At 36.9% G+C, this 15614-nt stretch carries 16 protein-coding genes; 7 read left to right on the top strand and 9 right to left on the bottom strand.

The features are described 5' to 3' along the window. The first annotated feature begins 2 nt into the window (after positions 1 to 2). The 5 genes from ACTJIV_RS10885 (at position 3) to polA (ending at position 6791) form a co-directional block, all read left to right on the top strand. Positions 3 to 857: a hypothetical protein gene (locus ACTJIV_RS10885; RefSeq protein WP_223558508.1), complete on the top strand. Its 855-nt coding sequence runs from the start codon at positions 3 to 5 to the stop codon at positions 855 to 857. 19 nt (positions 858 to 876) lie between these two features. Further along, positions 877 to 2139 carry a PAAR-like protein gene (locus ACTJIV_RS10880; RefSeq protein WP_111955810.1) on the top strand — a complete coding sequence of 421 codons (1263 nt, stop codon included), beginning with the start codon at positions 877 to 879 and terminating at the stop codon, positions 2137 to 2139. A 1-nt stretch (position 2140) separates the two neighbouring features. After that, entirely contained in the window at positions 2141 to 3055 is a 915-nt protein-coding gene (locus tag ACTJIV_RS10875) for an ankyrin repeat domain-containing protein (RefSeq protein WP_440627409.1), read from the top strand. 307 nt (positions 3056 to 3362) lie between these two features. After that, positions 3363 to 3773, top strand: coding sequence for a type VI secretion system tube protein TssD (gene tssD / locus ACTJIV_RS10870; RefSeq protein WP_174772298.1), 411 nt, complete (start codon positions 3363 to 3365; stop codon positions 3771 to 3773). A 183-nt stretch (positions 3774 to 3956) separates the two neighbouring features. Next, on the top strand, positions 3957 to 6791 hold the full coding sequence (gene polA, locus ACTJIV_RS10865; RefSeq protein WP_440627407.1) for a DNA polymerase I: 2835 nt from the start codon (positions 3957 to 3959) through the stop codon (positions 6789 to 6791). Between the two features lie 61 nt (positions 6792 to 6852). Here the strand turns inward: polA and ACTJIV_RS10860 are convergent, their stop codons facing one another. The 8 genes from ACTJIV_RS10860 to ACTJIV_RS10825 all read right to left on the bottom strand — a co-directional run bounded on the left by ACTJIV_RS10860 (position 6853) and on the right by ACTJIV_RS10825 (position 11737). After that, entirely contained in the window at positions 6853 to 7446 is a 594-nt protein-coding gene (locus ACTJIV_RS10860) for a hypothetical protein (RefSeq protein WP_440627405.1), read from the bottom strand. A 326-nt stretch (positions 7447 to 7772) separates the two neighbouring features. Further along, the gene (locus ACTJIV_RS10855) at positions 7773 to 8351 is read right to left on the bottom strand and encodes a hypothetical protein (RefSeq protein WP_111955821.1); all 579 of its coding nucleotides are present in this window, start codon (positions 8349 to 8351) and stop codon (positions 7773 to 7775) included. A gap of 99 nt (positions 8352 to 8450) precedes the next feature. Further along, positions 8451 to 9185 carry a hypothetical protein gene (locus tag ACTJIV_RS10850; RefSeq protein WP_440627403.1) on the bottom strand — a complete coding sequence of 245 codons (735 nt, stop codon included), beginning with the start codon at positions 9183 to 9185 and terminating at the stop codon, positions 8451 to 8453. Positions 9186 to 9242: 57 nt separating this feature from the next. Beyond that, on the bottom strand, positions 9243 to 9440 hold the full coding sequence (locus tag ACTJIV_RS10845; RefSeq protein WP_440627401.1) for a hypothetical protein: 198 nt from the start codon (positions 9438 to 9440) through the stop codon (positions 9243 to 9245). Between the two features lie 6 nt (positions 9441 to 9446). Beyond that, a complete protein-coding gene (locus ACTJIV_RS10840; protein WP_440627399.1) occupies positions 9447 to 9989 on the bottom strand; it encodes a DUF6000 family protein in 543 nt (180 codons plus the stop codon). Positions 9990 to 10090: 101 nt separating this feature from the next. Then, positions 10091 to 10543, bottom strand: a complete 453-nt coding sequence (locus ACTJIV_RS10835; protein WP_223558514.1) for a hypothetical protein — start codon at positions 10541 to 10543, stop codon at positions 10091 to 10093. A 210-nt stretch (positions 10544 to 10753) separates the two neighbouring features. Beyond that, positions 10754 to 11152 carry an immunity 22 family protein gene (locus ACTJIV_RS10830; protein WP_440627396.1) on the bottom strand — a complete coding sequence of 133 codons (399 nt, stop codon included), beginning with the start codon at positions 11150 to 11152 and terminating at the stop codon, positions 10754 to 10756. Between the two features lie 27 nt (positions 11153 to 11179). After that, entirely contained in the window at positions 11180 to 11737 is a 558-nt protein-coding gene (locus tag ACTJIV_RS10825; RefSeq protein ID WP_440627395.1) for a YdeI/OmpD-associated family protein, read from the bottom strand. 130 nt (positions 11738 to 11867) lie between these two features. On the opposite strand from ACTJIV_RS10825, the gene ACTJIV_RS10820 reads away from it, so the two are divergent. Then, complete coding sequence (locus tag ACTJIV_RS10820) at positions 11868 to 12515, top strand: MgtC/SapB family protein (protein WP_440627393.1); 648 nt, start codon at positions 11868 to 11870, stop codon at positions 12513 to 12515. A 30-nt stretch (positions 12516 to 12545) separates the two neighbouring features. On the opposite strand, the gene ACTJIV_RS10815 is transcribed toward ACTJIV_RS10820, so the two are convergent. Further along, positions 12546 to 13034 carry a copper resistance protein NlpE gene (locus ACTJIV_RS10815; RefSeq protein WP_228452508.1) on the bottom strand — a complete coding sequence of 163 codons (489 nt, stop codon included), beginning with the start codon at positions 13032 to 13034 and terminating at the stop codon, positions 12546 to 12548. Between the two features lie 407 nt (positions 13035 to 13441). On the opposite strand from ACTJIV_RS10815, the gene ACTJIV_RS10810 reads away from it, so the two are divergent. Continuing rightward, entirely contained in the window at positions 13442 to 15580 is a 2139-nt protein-coding gene (locus tag ACTJIV_RS10810) for a S46 family peptidase (RefSeq protein ID WP_440627391.1), read from the top strand. Positions 15581 to 15614 lie beyond the last annotated feature (34 nt).

Genomic DNA, 15614 nt, shown 5'->3' with positions numbered 1-15614 from the left:
GCATGACATTGGAACCGAATAATGAAGAAAATAATGACTTATCAGGATTTAAATATGCCTGGTATAAAAAAGCAGAATATCATATCAATATAAAATCCTATCTTACATTAGGTACAGGAAAAGCCAACCAGACAGAAATAGAGCAGGACTGGACCCTATTACCGGGTGAATACAACCACATCACTGTGGAGTCTTCTACCCAGCGGTATATTCAGTCAGACGGGCAAATGCAGCCTTTTTATGAAATCCTTGAGAAAATAAATAAGGCAACAGAGGTAGTAGAATTATCTTTGAATACGGATAAAAGCATTAATGAAGTCACCAACAAAAATGAAATTTTAAGTAAATGGGAGGGGATAAAAAAAGACTTACATTTCTTTGAACTGGTAAAAGAGAGTTATAAAACTTTTATTCAGATTTATGATAAAGAGTTTAATAACATAGACCGTAATATTGGGCGGAATTTATTGTACCAGATTATGTTTTACCCTTTACCGGTATTCGCAGGAGGGAGTTTTACAGATGAGATTCCTGTAAGAACCACTTTATCAACGCTTTTTCCCGGAGAAGAACTGAATTACAGCTCTGCCTACAGAATTTACGGAAACGAAGAAGGAGGATATACGGTAAAGCTGGAAGGAAAAAGTAAGGAAAGCCAATCCCGGTTTGAAAATGTATACAAAGAAAAGTATCAGAAGACCTTGGTCAATGCTTTGGAATACAAGTATGCAATAGAAGGAGAATACATCTATAATCAGGATTCGGTACTGTCAGAAGTCATATTTCACGTGAAGGAAGAGCTTAATGAAAAAATGATATATGTCTGCAGATATCATATAAGGTTAAATAAAAAGTAACAATTAATTCACGATCACTATGAGTCAATTATATATCGCACAAGGCACTCCGCTTATCTGTAGTAAAGGCAGAAGGTTGATAGGAATTGGAGTCAGTTCCCAGTCTTCGGTAAACTTGAAAAAAGGGGCCAAACTAATGGCTACGGAGGATGACCGTTTTAAAGACAATTTTATTTGTCCTGAAATGATGATAGCCGGAGCTTTAGCTGGAGTTGCTGTAGCAGCAGCTTTTTCCGGTGGACTTTTGGTTTTGGCTGCAGCAGCCTGGGCAGGAAGTGCCCTTATTGATGACTGCCTGAATATCTGCTCATTTTTATGCAAAGGAAGCGATTGGAAAAATACCCATCCAAAAGTAAGAATTGAAAATAAAAAACCTTTACTGCAAAATTCCAGTTTACATTGTTTCATAGGAGGAGAGGTTACTTTTCATCTACCCATTGCTCAGCTTCAGGAAGCAAGTACAGCCAGCCAGATGGCACAAAATTCTTATGAAGATGGATATAAGGATAAAGACGGAAATAATACAACAATAGATGGATATACCCGCATTAATACAGATGATCAGGGTAAATTAGACGAATTGTTTGGACCGGGAGTATTGAAGAAAGAAGATTTTAATACAAATAATGACAATGGTTTTTATGCATCCTTATATCATAACAAAGAAACAGGAGATTTTTTTGTGGCGTTTAGAGGTTCAGAGCCGAAAGGGATGCAATTCTATCATGACTGGTTTATTGAAGATGGAGGACAGGCCTTTGGCTTTGCTACTCCTCAAATAGAAAAAACCAGAAGCCTTGCTGAGAAAATGGATTATGCAACCAATGGAAATGTGAAATTTACAGGACATTCTTTAGGAGGAGGAAACAGTGCAATGGCCTCCTACTATACAGGACTTCCGGGGTATACCTTTAATACAAGAGGTGTCCATCAAAATACCTTAAATTATCTTGATGAAAAAGGAGCTGTAAAGTCAACCTCAAATATTATTAATTATAGTACAAGTAATGACATTCTTAATGGATTGCAAAACAATAGAGAAGGCCTACTCTCCACATTAGCGTTTTCAGGAATTCCCGGATTGAATTTACTTGCAGGAGCCGGAGGCCTTACCGGAGGTGTTCCCCGTGCTTTAAATGAACAACATGAAATTTACGGATATATTGAAGACAATGAAGGGCTTGGTATAAAGACCATTGGAAGTGGCCACAGTGCTTATAATGATGCATTTCAGGCTATGATGAGCACAATCAATACAGACGTTGTAGCAAATAATATATAATATGAAAGCAATTATTTTAATACTTCTATCCATTATGACACTTAACAATTGTTCAGATTCTGTTCTTAGATCCCGTAAAAATGTAAATAGAAGAAATCTTCCGCCTGGAAAACTATTTGAGGGCCCACAGCTTAAAGCCGCACAAAGTATTTTTGATGAAAACAATGTTGAACTTACAAATGTCATTAAGGCTCATCCGGAAATAATTAACCAGTTGAGTGATAAAGAAGAAGATAATGGGTACACCTTATTGCATTATGCTGCATTACTTGAAAATATGAAAGCAATGGAATCCTTACTGCAAAATGGTGCTGATCCTAATATTATTATGCCTCAAGGTTTGCCGGTTAAGCATGCCGTAGCCCTTAATGATTATAATATGCTGGACTTATTATTAAAATACCATGCAACACTTAATCCTGCAGTTGGCGTGAATCCGCTTAGTGACGCGATGGTGCTGGGAGATGAAAATGTTGAAAGAAAAATGATCAACTATTTGCTTGAACATGGGGCAGATATTAACCATGTATCTTACAATGGAGGCAATATTATGGAAGATGCTACAAGAGATGATTTGGATTTGGCCAGCTATTTTCTGGAAAAAGGAGGGCAGCCGGTTATCGCCGGAACAAATCTTTCTCCAATGGCCAATTATATTCAATATAAGGAAAAGCAGAAAAATGAACGTAGTTTACCGGATTCTCCATATTATCAAAAATTATTTGTACTTAAAAAACAGCTGACTGAAAAATACAATGTTCAGTTTCCTTACCAAAAAGATACAATAGAAGAGGCGAAACTCAGGATCAAGCTTTATGAAAATCTGAGCCCTAAAGATAAAATATCAGTCAATTTTAAAAAGAATTACGGTGAAAACCGCTATCAGGAAGATTTGGCTATTGTAAAGGGAAAATAAAGACAACTGGAAACAATACTTTTAATAAATATAAAATCAGATCGGACAAGGTCTGATTTTATATTTCCCATAATAGTGTGAAATATAAAGAAATTAAACCTTCTTAAAAGCATCATTTCTACTTTAAACAGACATTTTCAGCGTTATGCTAAGTCAAAAGTCGTAGAATTACTACATCAAATCGTAGAATTACTACAATATTTCAGATTGGCACTCAAAAACTTTTTCTTTCCCCATATCGATTTTATCTTTGCTCTGTAATCAATCACTATTCACATTATATATAACAAATTAAAATTCACCAATCATGGCAGCAAATTCAAGAGGAATCTTAAAATTCAACGGAGGAGAAGGTCAGAAATTATTAAAGCTTAACTACAGCGTATCGAGATCTACAGATGTTTCAGGACGTGTAGCTTCAGATCCGTCAAATGCATTGATCAAAGTGACAGTAGAAGCTACTGAAAAATCTGATATCTTAGAAAGTTTATTGAACGGGAAATATAAGCCGACAACAGGAGAAGTTACTTTCAATAAATCTCATGAAGAAGGTACACTGACTACTTTGAAGTGGGAGAACGGATATGTGATCCAGCATGAAGTAGATTTCGATGCGGTTGACAGCAACAGCATGCTGATTAGCTTCGTAGTGAGCGCAGAAGTTATCACTCTTGGTAACTCCGAGTACCGCGGAATGTGGCCTTCATCAGGTCATTAATAAGACCCAAGTCTTTTAGTAAAAAAATAACATCAGGACAGAATAGCAGAAATGCTGTTCTGTTTTTTTATGATCTCTATAGAACACTTTGAGTATATATCATAAAAACTTATAACTCATAATTCATCGCTTATAACTCAAAAAAATATTCCTATTTTCTTATATTTGTTCATTATAGACATTATGGACGCAACACAAGATAAAAGACTCTTTCTCATCGATGCTTATGCGATGATATTCAGAGGATATTACGCATTGATCAGGAATCCCAGGCTCACAAGCAAAGGTGTGGACACCTCTGCTATTTTTGGGTTTACCAATTCCCTGATCGAACTGATCAGAAGAGAAAAGCCGACCCATCTGGCCGTTGTTTTTGATGTAGGGCAGGCAAGTGTAAGAACGGATGATTATTCAGATTACAAAGCCAACAGAAGCGAGACTCCTGAAGCGATCAAAATAGCTGTTCCATACATTCACCGGATATTAGAGGCGATGCATATTCCCATCTTAGGGGTAGAAGGTTATGAAGCAGATGATGTGATAGGCACCATTGCCTGCAAGGCAGAAAAAGAAGGGTATACCACTTTCATGGTAACACCGGATAAAGATTTTGCCCAGCTGGTTACAGATAAAATTAAAATTTATAAACCCGGTTTAAAAGGAGGGGATATAGAAATCCTTGGAGTAGAAGAAGTAAAAGCAAAATACGAGATTGAGGACCCTAAGCAGGTTATTGATTTCCTGGCAATGATGGGAGATGCCGTGGATAATATCCCCGGACTGGATGGAGTCGGAGAAAAAACTGCGATGAAATTCCTTAAAGAATTCGGTAATATCGAAACCCTGCTGGCCAATACAGATAAGCTGAAAGGAAAGCTGAAAGAAAAAGTGGAAGCTTCGGCAGAACGCGGAATTTTATCCAAAAAGCTGGCAACCATCATCTGCGATGCACCTATAGAATTTCATCAGGAACAATATGATCTTGATACCCCGGATTTCGAAAAAGTAAAAGAAGTTTTTGACGAAATAGAATTCAGGAGATTATACGAAAATCTTTACCGGGCATTTGCTTCTGCACCTACAGAAACTGTGATCGTAAGTGAGGTTGAAGTAACAAAGACTCCTGCCGGCACTGAAATAAAAGGACAGGTGATGCAGCTTGACCTGTTTGCCAATTTTGAAGAATTGGATCAGGCGACTTCTACCAAAACTTCCATCGACAAGAACGACCATCTATACCAGTTTGTGAATAATCCAAAAGCACAAAAAGTATTGGTCAGTAACCTGTTAAAGCAGAAAGCAGTCTGTTTTGATACAGAAACCACTTCACTGAACGAATTGGAGGCAGAGCTTGTAGGAATGAGTTTTTCCTATAAAAAAGGGCTGGCGTACTACATCCCGTTATCCGAAGATAAAGGAGAAGTGCTTCAGACACTGGAAATTTTCAGACCGTTCTTTGAGAAAGAAGACCTGTTGAAAATTGCTCACAATTTAAAATTCGATTATAAAATATTAAAGCAGTACGATATTACAGTAAAAGGGGCCATGTTTGATACCATGATTGCCCATTACCTGTTGAATCCGGACGGAAGACACGGAATGGATTACCTTTCCGAAGTCTATCTCAACTATAAACCGGTTTCCATTGAAACCATTATTGGGAAAAAAGGAAAGAACCAAGGAACTTTCAGAGATGCGGACCTGAGAACGCAAACCGATTATGCAGCAGAAGATGCTGACGTAACGTTCCAGCTGTACGAGCTTTTTGCCCCGCAACTGAAAAAAGAAAACCTGGAAGACCTTTTCTTTAAAATAGAAATGCCTCTGATGGAAGTCCTTGCCAAAATGGAGCTTGCCGGTATTTCACTCGACGAAAAATGGCTGGCCCAGGAAAGTATCGATCTTGAAAATGACCTGAGACAGCTGGAAACTAAGATTTTTGAACTTTCCGGAGAAGAATTCAACATGAATTCACCCAAACAGCTTGGAGAAATCCTCTTTGAAAAAATGCAGCTGGACCCCAAAGCAAAGAAAACAAAAACAGGACAGTATGCAACTTCAGAAGATGTTCTTCAAAAGCTGAGCTCAAAACATGAGATCATCAAGCATATCCTAGAATACAGGACCTATCAGAAATTAAAATCTACCTATGTAGATGCTTTGCCTTCCCAGATCGATAAACACGACAGCAGGGTACATACTAATTTTTCCCAGACTACGGCTGCTACAGGACGTCTGGCAAGTGTAAATCCCAATCTTCAGAATATCCCGATCAGGACACTGCGTGGGCAGCAGATCAGAGGAGCTTTTGTTTCAGGAGAAGGAAAAAAAATCATTTCTGCCGATTACTCTCAGATCGAACTTCGTTTGATTGCCGAGATATCAGGAGAAGAAAATATGATCAAAGCTTTCCAGGACGGAGAAGATATTCACGCTTCAACAGCGGCAAAACTGTTCAAAATTCCTCTGGAAGAAGTTTCCAAAACCCAGAGAAGCCAGGCGAAGACCGTGAATTTCGGAATTATTTACGGACAGGGAGCTTTTGCATTGGCAGAGCAAACTGGCCTTTCAAGAACCGAAGCCAAACAGATGATCGAAGCCTACTTTGAAACCTATCCGAAACTAAAAGAATATATGGCAGAGCAAGTCAGCAAAGCCCGTCAGATAGGATATGTGGAAACAATTTTAGGAAGAAAGCGTCATTTAAAAGATATTAATTCCAATAATTTCGTGGTGAGAGGCCATGCGGAAAGAAATGCTGTCAATGCACCGGTACAGGGAAGTGCAGCAGATGTTGTAAAGCTAGCCATGATCAAAATCGATAAGGAACTTAAAGCACAGCAGCTGCAGACTAAAATGCTTCTCCAGGTGCATGACGAACTTATATTTGAAGCTCCGGTAGACGAGATTGAAGCAGCTTCAAAACTGATCAGAACCGAGATGGAAAGTGCTTTGGAAACACAGGTACCTTTGCTGGTAGAAGTGGGAGTCGGGAATAACTGGCTGGAAGCACATTAATAAAAATAAAGAGAGAATTAAAAAAATAAGGTGAGCCAGTACTCACCTTATTTTTTTTAAATTAATTATAAGAGGTAATAATTTGGCTCTCTCCAAAGTAAAAACATGATGCATTATAATCATGCCAACATGCCTGATACTGAGTGCCATCTCCATAGTTTGATGTATTTATATTATCAGGTCGTCCACGTTCATAGATTAACATATCATAATGCATTCCAATCCATATCTTATTTTCAGAAATATTGATACAATCTTCTTTCGACCATTCAGGATGTTTTTTGTAGATTTTTCCAGCTTTTGATTTTAAAAATTTTTCTTCTTCAATTTTTATTTCCTTATTAATACTATCAATTTTTGCATGGTTTTTAATACTGTCCTCTTTTGAAAGTTTAGTATCAAGGCCTGAGGTGTGCTTTTCCTCTACCTGTGTTTTTGAGCATTGTCGAGATAAAAATCCAATAAACAGAAGTCCGAAAAATACTAATAAAATAATTGCACATCCATTATTTTGCTTCTTAGGCATAGGAGAATTTGGTGAACTTTTATTCACGGGTGCACCCGAACTGTTTTTTATCGAATAACCACATTCGGGGCAAAAACTTACAGTATTATTAATGTTGGTTTGGCAGTTTGGACATTTAGTTAGTGACATAATTATTATTTTTTGATATACAAAACTATTTTGAATTACGTAAAATAATTTACGGGTTTCCGTAGTATCAAATAATCAGTACAAACTGTAATGCCATTAAAATAAAAGAAGACTAAAAAAATTAGTCTTCTAAAACTTTCTGCATGTGCGGAAAATTTTGTGTAATCATTTTTCACCTCATTGATTTTACCTTCGTCTCGGTTTTTTTTAAGGTCTGTATGTCAAAAGAATGATGTTTCATTCAATTCAATACCAGATAAAGATAAGAAGTTTTCACTTCCTGTGAAATACTACTTTTGTATTAATTTAAGAAAGTATTGATTATTTTAGGATTCTTCATTTACATCTTTCATTTTGGTCAGGTTTTCAAGAATATTAGGGACGAATCTTTCAGCAAAACCAGCCAGAAATGACCAGACAAGAAGTTTTGCAAGAGCTGCGGGAATGTAAACGATATAATAAAATTTATCAGCATTGGGAAACAATGTGCCGCCGATCATTTCACCCATAAAAATCAGGGAAAGGATAAAGGCAAAAACCGCCCCTATGGTTTGTATAGAAATTAATTCCTTGATGGTTATTTTATGATCAAAAGAACCTGATCTTCTTGCTCTTGTGATAAGACTTACTGCTGCACCCAAAGCCCCAAAAGAGAAAGCAGCGCTAAAAATTGCGACTCTTGTAAGCAGTTTAAACTGTCTGGACTCCGCATTGTCTGTCCAGTCTTTTACAACGATGGTTTTTCCCTCTTCATCCATATTTTCAAAATTAGAGGAATGAGGCTGGCCTTTCAGATATAAAAAATAAATGAAAGGCAGACATAAGAGAATACTGTACAGGATAGCAGTAACGATAAAAGGACTTGTATTTTCCTTTCCTAAAAGTCCGAAATGTAGAGTTTTCATGATATTGCTGTTTTTAATTCTGTTGTTGTATCTACAAATTTCGAATTATTACAGGCCCTTATCAATTACCCTTTTTCGCTATTTTTCTAATGGAGGATGTTATTCATTATTTACAGATCCGTAAACTTTTTGCACAATATCTTCGGGAGAAGATTTTTCAAATATGTACCTTTCTTTTTTGAGATGAAAAGTTTTAGATTCTGATGGCATTTCCTCTTTCATGGTATTTACGGTTTCAAGGATCAGTTTTCCTTTCATAGGCTCATAATAAAGGGCAGAGTGAGAGCCGGCTCCCATATTGTAAGTCTCAATGTAGGTGAGGATGAGGTCTCCGTTCAGGTATTTAAATCTGCTGAACTGATTTCCATAGGGCCCGATATCATAAAGGTTAATATTCAGCTCTCCCTTTTCAATGGAAATATCCTCCGGGTCATGCATTTTATAGCCGGCTTCATTATATTCATCGGGGAGAACAGTATCTGAGATTTTATCAATTCTATATGTTGTATCAGCATTTTTTATCAGGATCATCATTTTTCTGGCAGCCAGCGTATCTTCTTTTTTCCTGATGACAAGAGCCATATCAGAAAGTCCGTCCAGATTAAGATCTCCTTCCGCATCGTACTGAATTTCATATCCTGCAGGAACAAAATCAGCCGGTTTGTTACTTTTAAAAGAGGCAGTTTGTTCTTCAGAAACCCGATGACTTGCTGTATCTGATTTAATCACTTTTTCTACAGCATTTTTTTTCTGATCGGTAACCGGCCTTTTCTCTTTTTTGCAGGAATAGAGCAGGAGAAGGGATAAAACGATCAGAAGGATGATTTTTTTCAATGGTTTTTGTTTTGTGAGTGTATTAGTTAAGCCTTCGTATTTTCTTCAAAGCTTTTATTATTTACAATATTCTCTAAGCTCTTTCAAAAGCTGAAGAGGAGCTGTAATCCATTCTGTATCTAAATTATAATTAAATTTTAAATTACTTACAGAAGCTAGAAATTCTTTAGCTTTAGCTTCTCCCTCATGCTGTTCAATAAATTTTGCCATTTGTATATTCCTGACTTTAGAAATTGCATTTTGATTTTCCAGCATTTTTCCTCAATTGATCATATGTTTCGCAAAGTTATTGGTTCCGTTAATAGTATCGAGATAAACAACAACTTCCATGACTCTTTCCTGATCGAAGTGAAGCTGAGGTTGTTGTAAATAGTAATCAAGATACTGATTCAGATAGCCAATTGTTTTCTCATTGTTATAAAATGCAAAAATAAGGGCATAAAGATCGCCCGAATAGCATAACTCGCTTTTAAGGAGATGTATTCCGATGATATCTATCTGGTTTTCATAATTTTTTATAGCAGAAAGATAAGCTCCTACAGTTCTTGTTCTCCAGTTAAAATCTCCCAAAAGTGTAGCGGTCACTTCTTCAGTAATTTCATCTTTGAGTTCCTTTATATCGGTAATCCATGAGCCTGAGGTATTCCATATTTTCATGTAAAATGGTAAAACCCATTTATCAATAAATTCTTGATCCAGCTGAAAATCATTTTGATGACTTTTTAGATGGTCAAAAGCAGACTGATGTCGTATTGTGGCGCCTGCTGAATGTAAATTAATTTCGTTCTGTAAATTTTCGTTCATCTTTTTTAAATATATCTGAGTACATTCCCATTCAATATTTAATAACAATTTAAACTTAATGAATGAGAAACGTAGGATATCAATTGAATTTTATTCGAGGTTTATTTTGTATAAACAACTTCGTTATCCGTCAAACCATAGATATTACAGTTTTCAGGAGTAAGGTCAATAAGGTCGAAAAACAGATGGAAACTATACGTTCTGCCATTCATAAGCTTAGCATATTGGATTGTTTCTTTGATCGGAATTGTATACCTGTAACTTTCTCCCGGTTTTAGCTTTACTGTTTTTTTTATACAGTCCGTGAAGCAGTCCACATCAGCTGTATAGTCTATTTTATTTTCCTTTTCCCTGATTTTTACAAGTTGTAGTCTGTAAGGAGAAAAAATTTTGTTGATCTTAATTTTTTTGTTTCCTGTATTCATTACAGACAGCTCTACGATTCCTTTTTCCTGCAGATGAGTGGTGCCGGATTCAAGTTTTAACGTACATTTATTCTGTCCAAATACGGTTGATGTATAAAATATCAGCAAAATAAATAGAATCTGTTTCATCAGTAATTTATTAAGCCTAAGATAATTAAAATTTTAAATTGCCGATAAAGTAATTTTGCTTTATGGTCTTAATTTTCAATAAGGGTAGTTCTTTTTACCGCTTCACGATACTGCAATAATATCTTTACTAATCATGTCATATTTCAGAAGGATCACAAAAATCTTCAGCAGATTCTCATGATCCTTTATTGAAACCCTTCTCACAGAAAGCTAGATATTGTATTCAATTTCACCGATATAATATAATGCATATTCCTCATCATTCACCGAAACCGGATTGGGAATAGCATGTTTGTTAGCGAAAATAATAGCATTTACCGGAGTTTCCAGGCCGAGCTCGTTGATCTTCTGTTCCACAACGGGAAGCCATTGATCAGCATAAGAATAATCGGTAAACTTTTCGTAGATGCCTAAACTTTCATCTTCAAAACCATATTCCAGAAAATCATAATCAAACCATTGGATATGTTGTGATTCTGCAAATTTTGAAACGTAAAGATCCTCCGTTTCCTCTTCTGTGTAATATTTCTCATCTTCTTCCGCAAAATCATTAAAGGCGTCCTCATTTTTAAAATATCCCAACCAAAAGTGTGAAATTTCTTTGTCCATAAATTATTTTTTAAGTATACTGTATGTTTATTTTAGTCTCTTTAATTGTTCACTTTCACCAATAGCCTTTTCCAATCTGGAAAGCCTTGTTTTTTCCTGTTTGGCGCTCATCAGCCAGTGAATGATCGTTCTTTGATAAGACGGGGCCTGTTTTTCAAAAAAAGCCCAGGCATTTTTATGGGTTTTAAATTGCTTTTCATACGCCGGATCAAGAATGATTTCCTCTTTCTCATGCGAGTAAACTCCCGTTTTATCTTCTTTTCTTGCTTCAAATGCTTTTTGCCCTTCTAAGGTCATAAGCCCGGCTTTCGTCAGCTCTTCCACTTTTTTTATATTGATGATACTCCAGATGCTATTCGGTTTTCTTGGTGTAAAACGGTTAGAATAGCTTTCTGAGTCCAAAGATCTTCTTACACTGTCTATCCATCCGAAGCACAAAGCCTGGTCCACAGCTTCAGACCAGTTCATAGAAGGTTTTCCACTGTCTTTTTTATAAAAGCCCACCAGAATCTCTTTTTCTTTTGTATGATGCTCCTCCAGCCACTTTCTGAATTCTTCCTTGGTTGCAAAAAAAGTAGGCGTCATCGTGAATCTTTTTATTGAATTAAAGTGTAATATTACAAAACTTTTCTTTTAAACAGTACAATACTGATTCATCAAAAGACATTAAAATACACTTTTTTATTGTAATTTTATTCAGGTAAAACTCAGTACAATGGAATTCCTTCAGGATCATTATGTCATACAAAATGAGCTGCTGCTGATACTGATCTCTGTTCTTCTGGGACTTTTGATTGGCGCAGAACGAGAATATCGTAACAAATCGGCAGGTCTTCGGACTTTTATTCTGGTATGTTTCGGTTCCTGCCTTTTTACCATTCTTTCCATAAAAATAGGCGTTGAAAATCCAGATCGCTTGGCAGCCAATATCATTACCGGAATCGGTTTTCTGGGAGCAGGCGTCATTTTTAAAGGGGATAATAAGATCGATGGAATTACTACGGCAACCACTATCTGGGCTACCGCTTCAATAGGAATGGCTGTAGGCTCGGGCTATGTTTACCTTTCACTTTTAGGAACAGTTTTGGTGCTTTTGATCCTGAGTGCACTGATCTTCCTTCAGAATTATATAGACAGTAGTCATAAAATAAGAGAATATAGAATAATGGTCACCAGATCAGAAGATATTGAGCACTGTGAAAAAATATTTGAAGAACATCATCTGAAACATTTTATGCTGAAAATGCAGTATACACAGGGAAACCTTTCTATCACATGGAGGCTCACGGGAAAACATACAAAACATGATGAAGTCGTAAAAAGCCTTATTAATGATCCTAAAATTACAGCTTATCAGTTTTAGATACAAGCAAAAAAATAAAGGTTTAAGCCCTTATTTTTTCTTGAAAACATACAGATCCTTGTTAGGTCCGGTTATTTCTTTTCCGTCCATATCCAGCTGTATAAGAACATTTTCACCTACTTTGTATTTATAGCCGGCACTTTTTCCTTTTAAGGTAATGACACTTCCTGCGGCATCCCATTCAAAAGTTCCCTTATCCTGGTTTTTGGAATTTCTCTCAATATATTCCTCAGTGATGCTGAACGTTTTATCATTGTTAATGGTAAGAGATGTTTTAATTCCCGGACAATCTGCACAAGGAACTACAGCCTCATACGTTCCCGGCCAGTCAAGAGCGTTTTCCGAAGTATCGCCTGGAGCAGAAGGAGTTACTTTTGCAATACTGTCAGAAGAAGGTGTTTGTACCGTTGCAGAATCTGTTGTCGTATCAACAGTTTCAGGAGTTTTTTCTTTAGGGTTACACGATGTTAAAAATGCAGCAGATGCAATCCCCAGAATGAACATTTTGCTATTTACCATGATGAAATAATTTAGATATATTAATAATTTAAGTGCTTTATTTGAAACAAAAACCAAGCCATAGAGGGGAATTGGAGAGTTGTAGAGTTTGAGAGTTTTAGGGTTTGAGCGTTTGATTTATGTTGCTAGTTGACAGTTAAATTATTGAAGAAACACTTTGAAATCTGAAATCTCACATCTGAAATCTTGATTCCTGGTTCTTCATTCTGGCACTCCAAAATTCACCACTCACTTATGAAGCAAAATTCACCATTGACATATTCCAGCTCGACCCTGTCTCAGGTCTCGTGTCTGAAATCTTGGCTCTTGACTCTTGATTCTCGGCTCTTCATTCCTGCCGCTATATTTCCTCGCCCTTGTAAGGCATATGTTTAATATTCTTTGTAAATTGGGACAAAATTTTGATTATGACAAAAAAGATACTTTTATCCGTATTTCTTTTGCCGGCTGCAATGGCATTTGCACAACAATATGGAGGAATGTGGATTCCTACAGAACTGAATGAAAAGGAAATGAAGGATTTGGGAATGAAAATCTCTGCCAAAGACATTTTCAATACTCAAAAGCCGAGCATAAAAGATGCAGTAGTACAGTTTAACGGCGGATGTACCGCTGAAATCATTTCACCGAAAGGTCTGTTATTGACCAACCATCACTGTGGATATGGGCAGATTCAGGCGCATTCTACAGTTCAGAATGATCTTCTTTCCAATGGTTTCTGGGCTAAAAATCCAGACGGGGAACTTCCGAATCCGGGGGTAAAAGTAGACTTCATTGTAGACATCAAAGAAGTAACAGATCAGATCCTGGAAGGGACAGACAACCTTGTAGAGCCAGAACTGACTAAAAAAGTTAATAAAAATATTGAGGTTTACAAAAACTCTCAAAAAATAGAATCTTACCAGTCGATCATTGTAAAATCAATGTACTACGGTAACAAATATTATGCTTTTACCACGGAAACATATAAGGATATCCGTCTGGTTGGAGCCCCGCCTCAAAGCATAGGGAAATTCGGGAGTGATACGGATAACTGGGTTTGGCCAAGGCATACCGGAGATTTCTCCATGTTCAGAATCTATGCAGGAAAAGACAATAAACCTGCAGAATATTCAAAAGACAACGTTCCTTACGTTCCGAAACACTATCTTCCTGTTTCTATAAAAGATAAAACTGAAAACGATTTTACATTCGTATTCGGGTTTCCGGGGAAAACAACAGAATATCTTCCTGCAGTAGCTGTAGAGAAGATCATGACAGATATAGATCCTGCAAGAATTGCCGTACGTGAGGTGGCGCTGAAAACATTGGACGAGAAAATGCGTACAGACAGCGAAACACGCATCAAATATGCTTCAAAATATGCTTCAGTAGCCAATTACTGGAAAAAGTGGATCGGTGAAGTAGAAGGCCTGAAAAAGTCTAATGCAGTGGAGAAAAAAGTCATGTACGAAGGTTCTTTGGTCGCTAAAAATCATGAGATCAAAACTACTTTAGATCAATTGAATAAACTGTACAATGATCAGGCTCCTTATGCATTAAACAATGCTTATTATACAGAAGTGGTAAGAAATGCCGAAACGCTGAAGCTTGCAGGCGATTACTACGACTATATTGCCTCTGTGGAAGCAGGAAAAATGGATGAAAAAGAGCTTGCCAAATTAAAAACAAAAGTAACTTCTTTTTACAAAGACTACAGCGCAGAGCTGGATGCTAAAGTGACGGCAAAATTACTGGCTTTGTATGCCAATAAAACCGCTCCTCAGTTCCTGCCTGTCGGATTCAATAAATATAAAGACGAGAACCAGAACATTCCGGTAGTGGAAGAGATGTCTAAAAACTCAATCATTACAGGAAGAGAGCAGGTAAACGGAGCAACTCTTACCGGAGATATTGAGAAAGTATTTTCCAACCAGGACAAGCTAATCAAAACTTTGAAAAAAGATCCAATTTATCAGCTGTATGCCTCTATGAAAGAGACCTATATGAAAAATGCTGATCCTCAGTTTACTTCTCTTCAGGGGAAAATTGACGACCTTCAGAAGAAATTCATGGCGCAGCAGATGGCAACGGATAAAGACAGAAAATTCTTCCCGGATGCGAATTCTACCCTTCGTGTAACCTATGGAAAAGTAAAGGGCTCTACCCCTAGAGATGCTGTTTCTTATGGTTATCAGACGCATTTGGCAGGAGTAATGGAAAAATATATTCCGGGAGATTATGAATTTGATGTTCCTAAAAAACTGATCGATCTTTACAACAAAAAAGACTACAGCATCTATAAAGACAAAACAGGAGATGTTCCTGTAGGATTCACTGCGACCAACCATACAACGGGAGGAAACTCAGGAAGTCCTGCTCTTGATGCCAACGGAAACCTTGTAGGCCTTAACTTCGACAGACAGTGGGAGGGAACAATGAGCGACATCAATTACGATCCGCGTTTCAGCCGAAACATCATGGTAGATACCAAATACATCCTTTTCATTATCGATAAATTTGCCGATTCCAAATGGCTTATCGACGAAATGAAGGTGATCAAATAATACATAAAAGTAATACCTTTAAGAATCTATTTAA

Origin of the sequence: Chryseobacterium sp. 22532 (assembly GCF_052044665.1) — a bacterium.
In the GTDB taxonomy this organism is placed as follows: domain Bacteria; phylum Bacteroidota; class Bacteroidia; order Flavobacteriales; family Weeksellaceae; genus Chryseobacterium; species Chryseobacterium lathyri.
The sequence above is the reverse complement of the archived record's forward strand: the minus strand, read 5'-3'. Positions and strand labels throughout refer to the sequence as shown.

Coding starts and splice junctions, on each gene's coding strand:
- ACTJIV_RS10880 (WP_111955810.1), top strand. CDS start 877: ATGAGTCAATTATATATCGCACAAGGCACTCCGCTTATCTGTAGTAAA.
- ACTJIV_RS10825 (WP_440627395.1), bottom strand. CDS start 11,737: ATGACGCCTACTTTTTTTGCAACCAAGGAAGAATTCAGAAAGTGGCTG.
- ACTJIV_RS10840 (WP_440627399.1), bottom strand. CDS start 9,989: ATGAACGAAAATTTACAGAACGAAATTAATTTACATTCAGCAGGCGCC.
- ACTJIV_RS10830 (WP_440627396.1), bottom strand. CDS start 11,152: ATGGACAAAGAAATTTCACACTTTTGGTTGGGATATTTTAAAAATGAG.
- ACTJIV_RS10835 (WP_223558514.1), bottom strand. CDS start 10,543: ATGAAACAGATTCTATTTATTTTGCTGATATTTTATACATCAACCGTA.
- ACTJIV_RS10885 (WP_223558508.1), top strand. CDS start 3: ATGACATTGGAACCGAATAATGAAGAAAATAATGACTTATCAGGATTT.
- ACTJIV_RS10860 (WP_440627405.1), bottom strand. CDS start 7,446: ATGTCACTAACTAAATGTCCAAACTGCCAAACCAACATTAATAATACT.
- tssD (WP_174772298.1), top strand. CDS start 3,363: ATGGCAGCAAATTCAAGAGGAATCTTAAAATTCAACGGAGGAGAAGGT.
- polA (WP_440627407.1), top strand. CDS start 3,957: ATGGACGCAACACAAGATAAAAGACTCTTTCTCATCGATGCTTATGCG.
- ACTJIV_RS10875 (WP_440627409.1), top strand. CDS start 2,141: ATGAAAGCAATTATTTTAATACTTCTATCCATTATGACACTTAACAAT.
- ACTJIV_RS10845 (WP_440627401.1), bottom strand. CDS start 9,440: ATGCTGGAAAATCAAAATGCAATTTCTAAAGTCAGGAATATACAAATG.
- ACTJIV_RS10855 (WP_111955821.1), bottom strand. CDS start 8,351: ATGAAAACTCTACATTTCGGACTTTTAGGAAAGGAAAATACAAGTCCT.
- ACTJIV_RS10820 (WP_440627393.1), top strand. CDS start 11,868: ATGGAATTCCTTCAGGATCATTATGTCATACAAAATGAGCTGCTGCTG.
- ACTJIV_RS10810 (WP_440627391.1), top strand. CDS start 13,442: ATGACAAAAAAGATACTTTTATCCGTATTTCTTTTGCCGGCTGCAATG.
- ACTJIV_RS10815 (WP_228452508.1), bottom strand. CDS start 13,034: ATGGTAAATAGCAAAATGTTCATTCTGGGGATTGCATCTGCTGCATTT.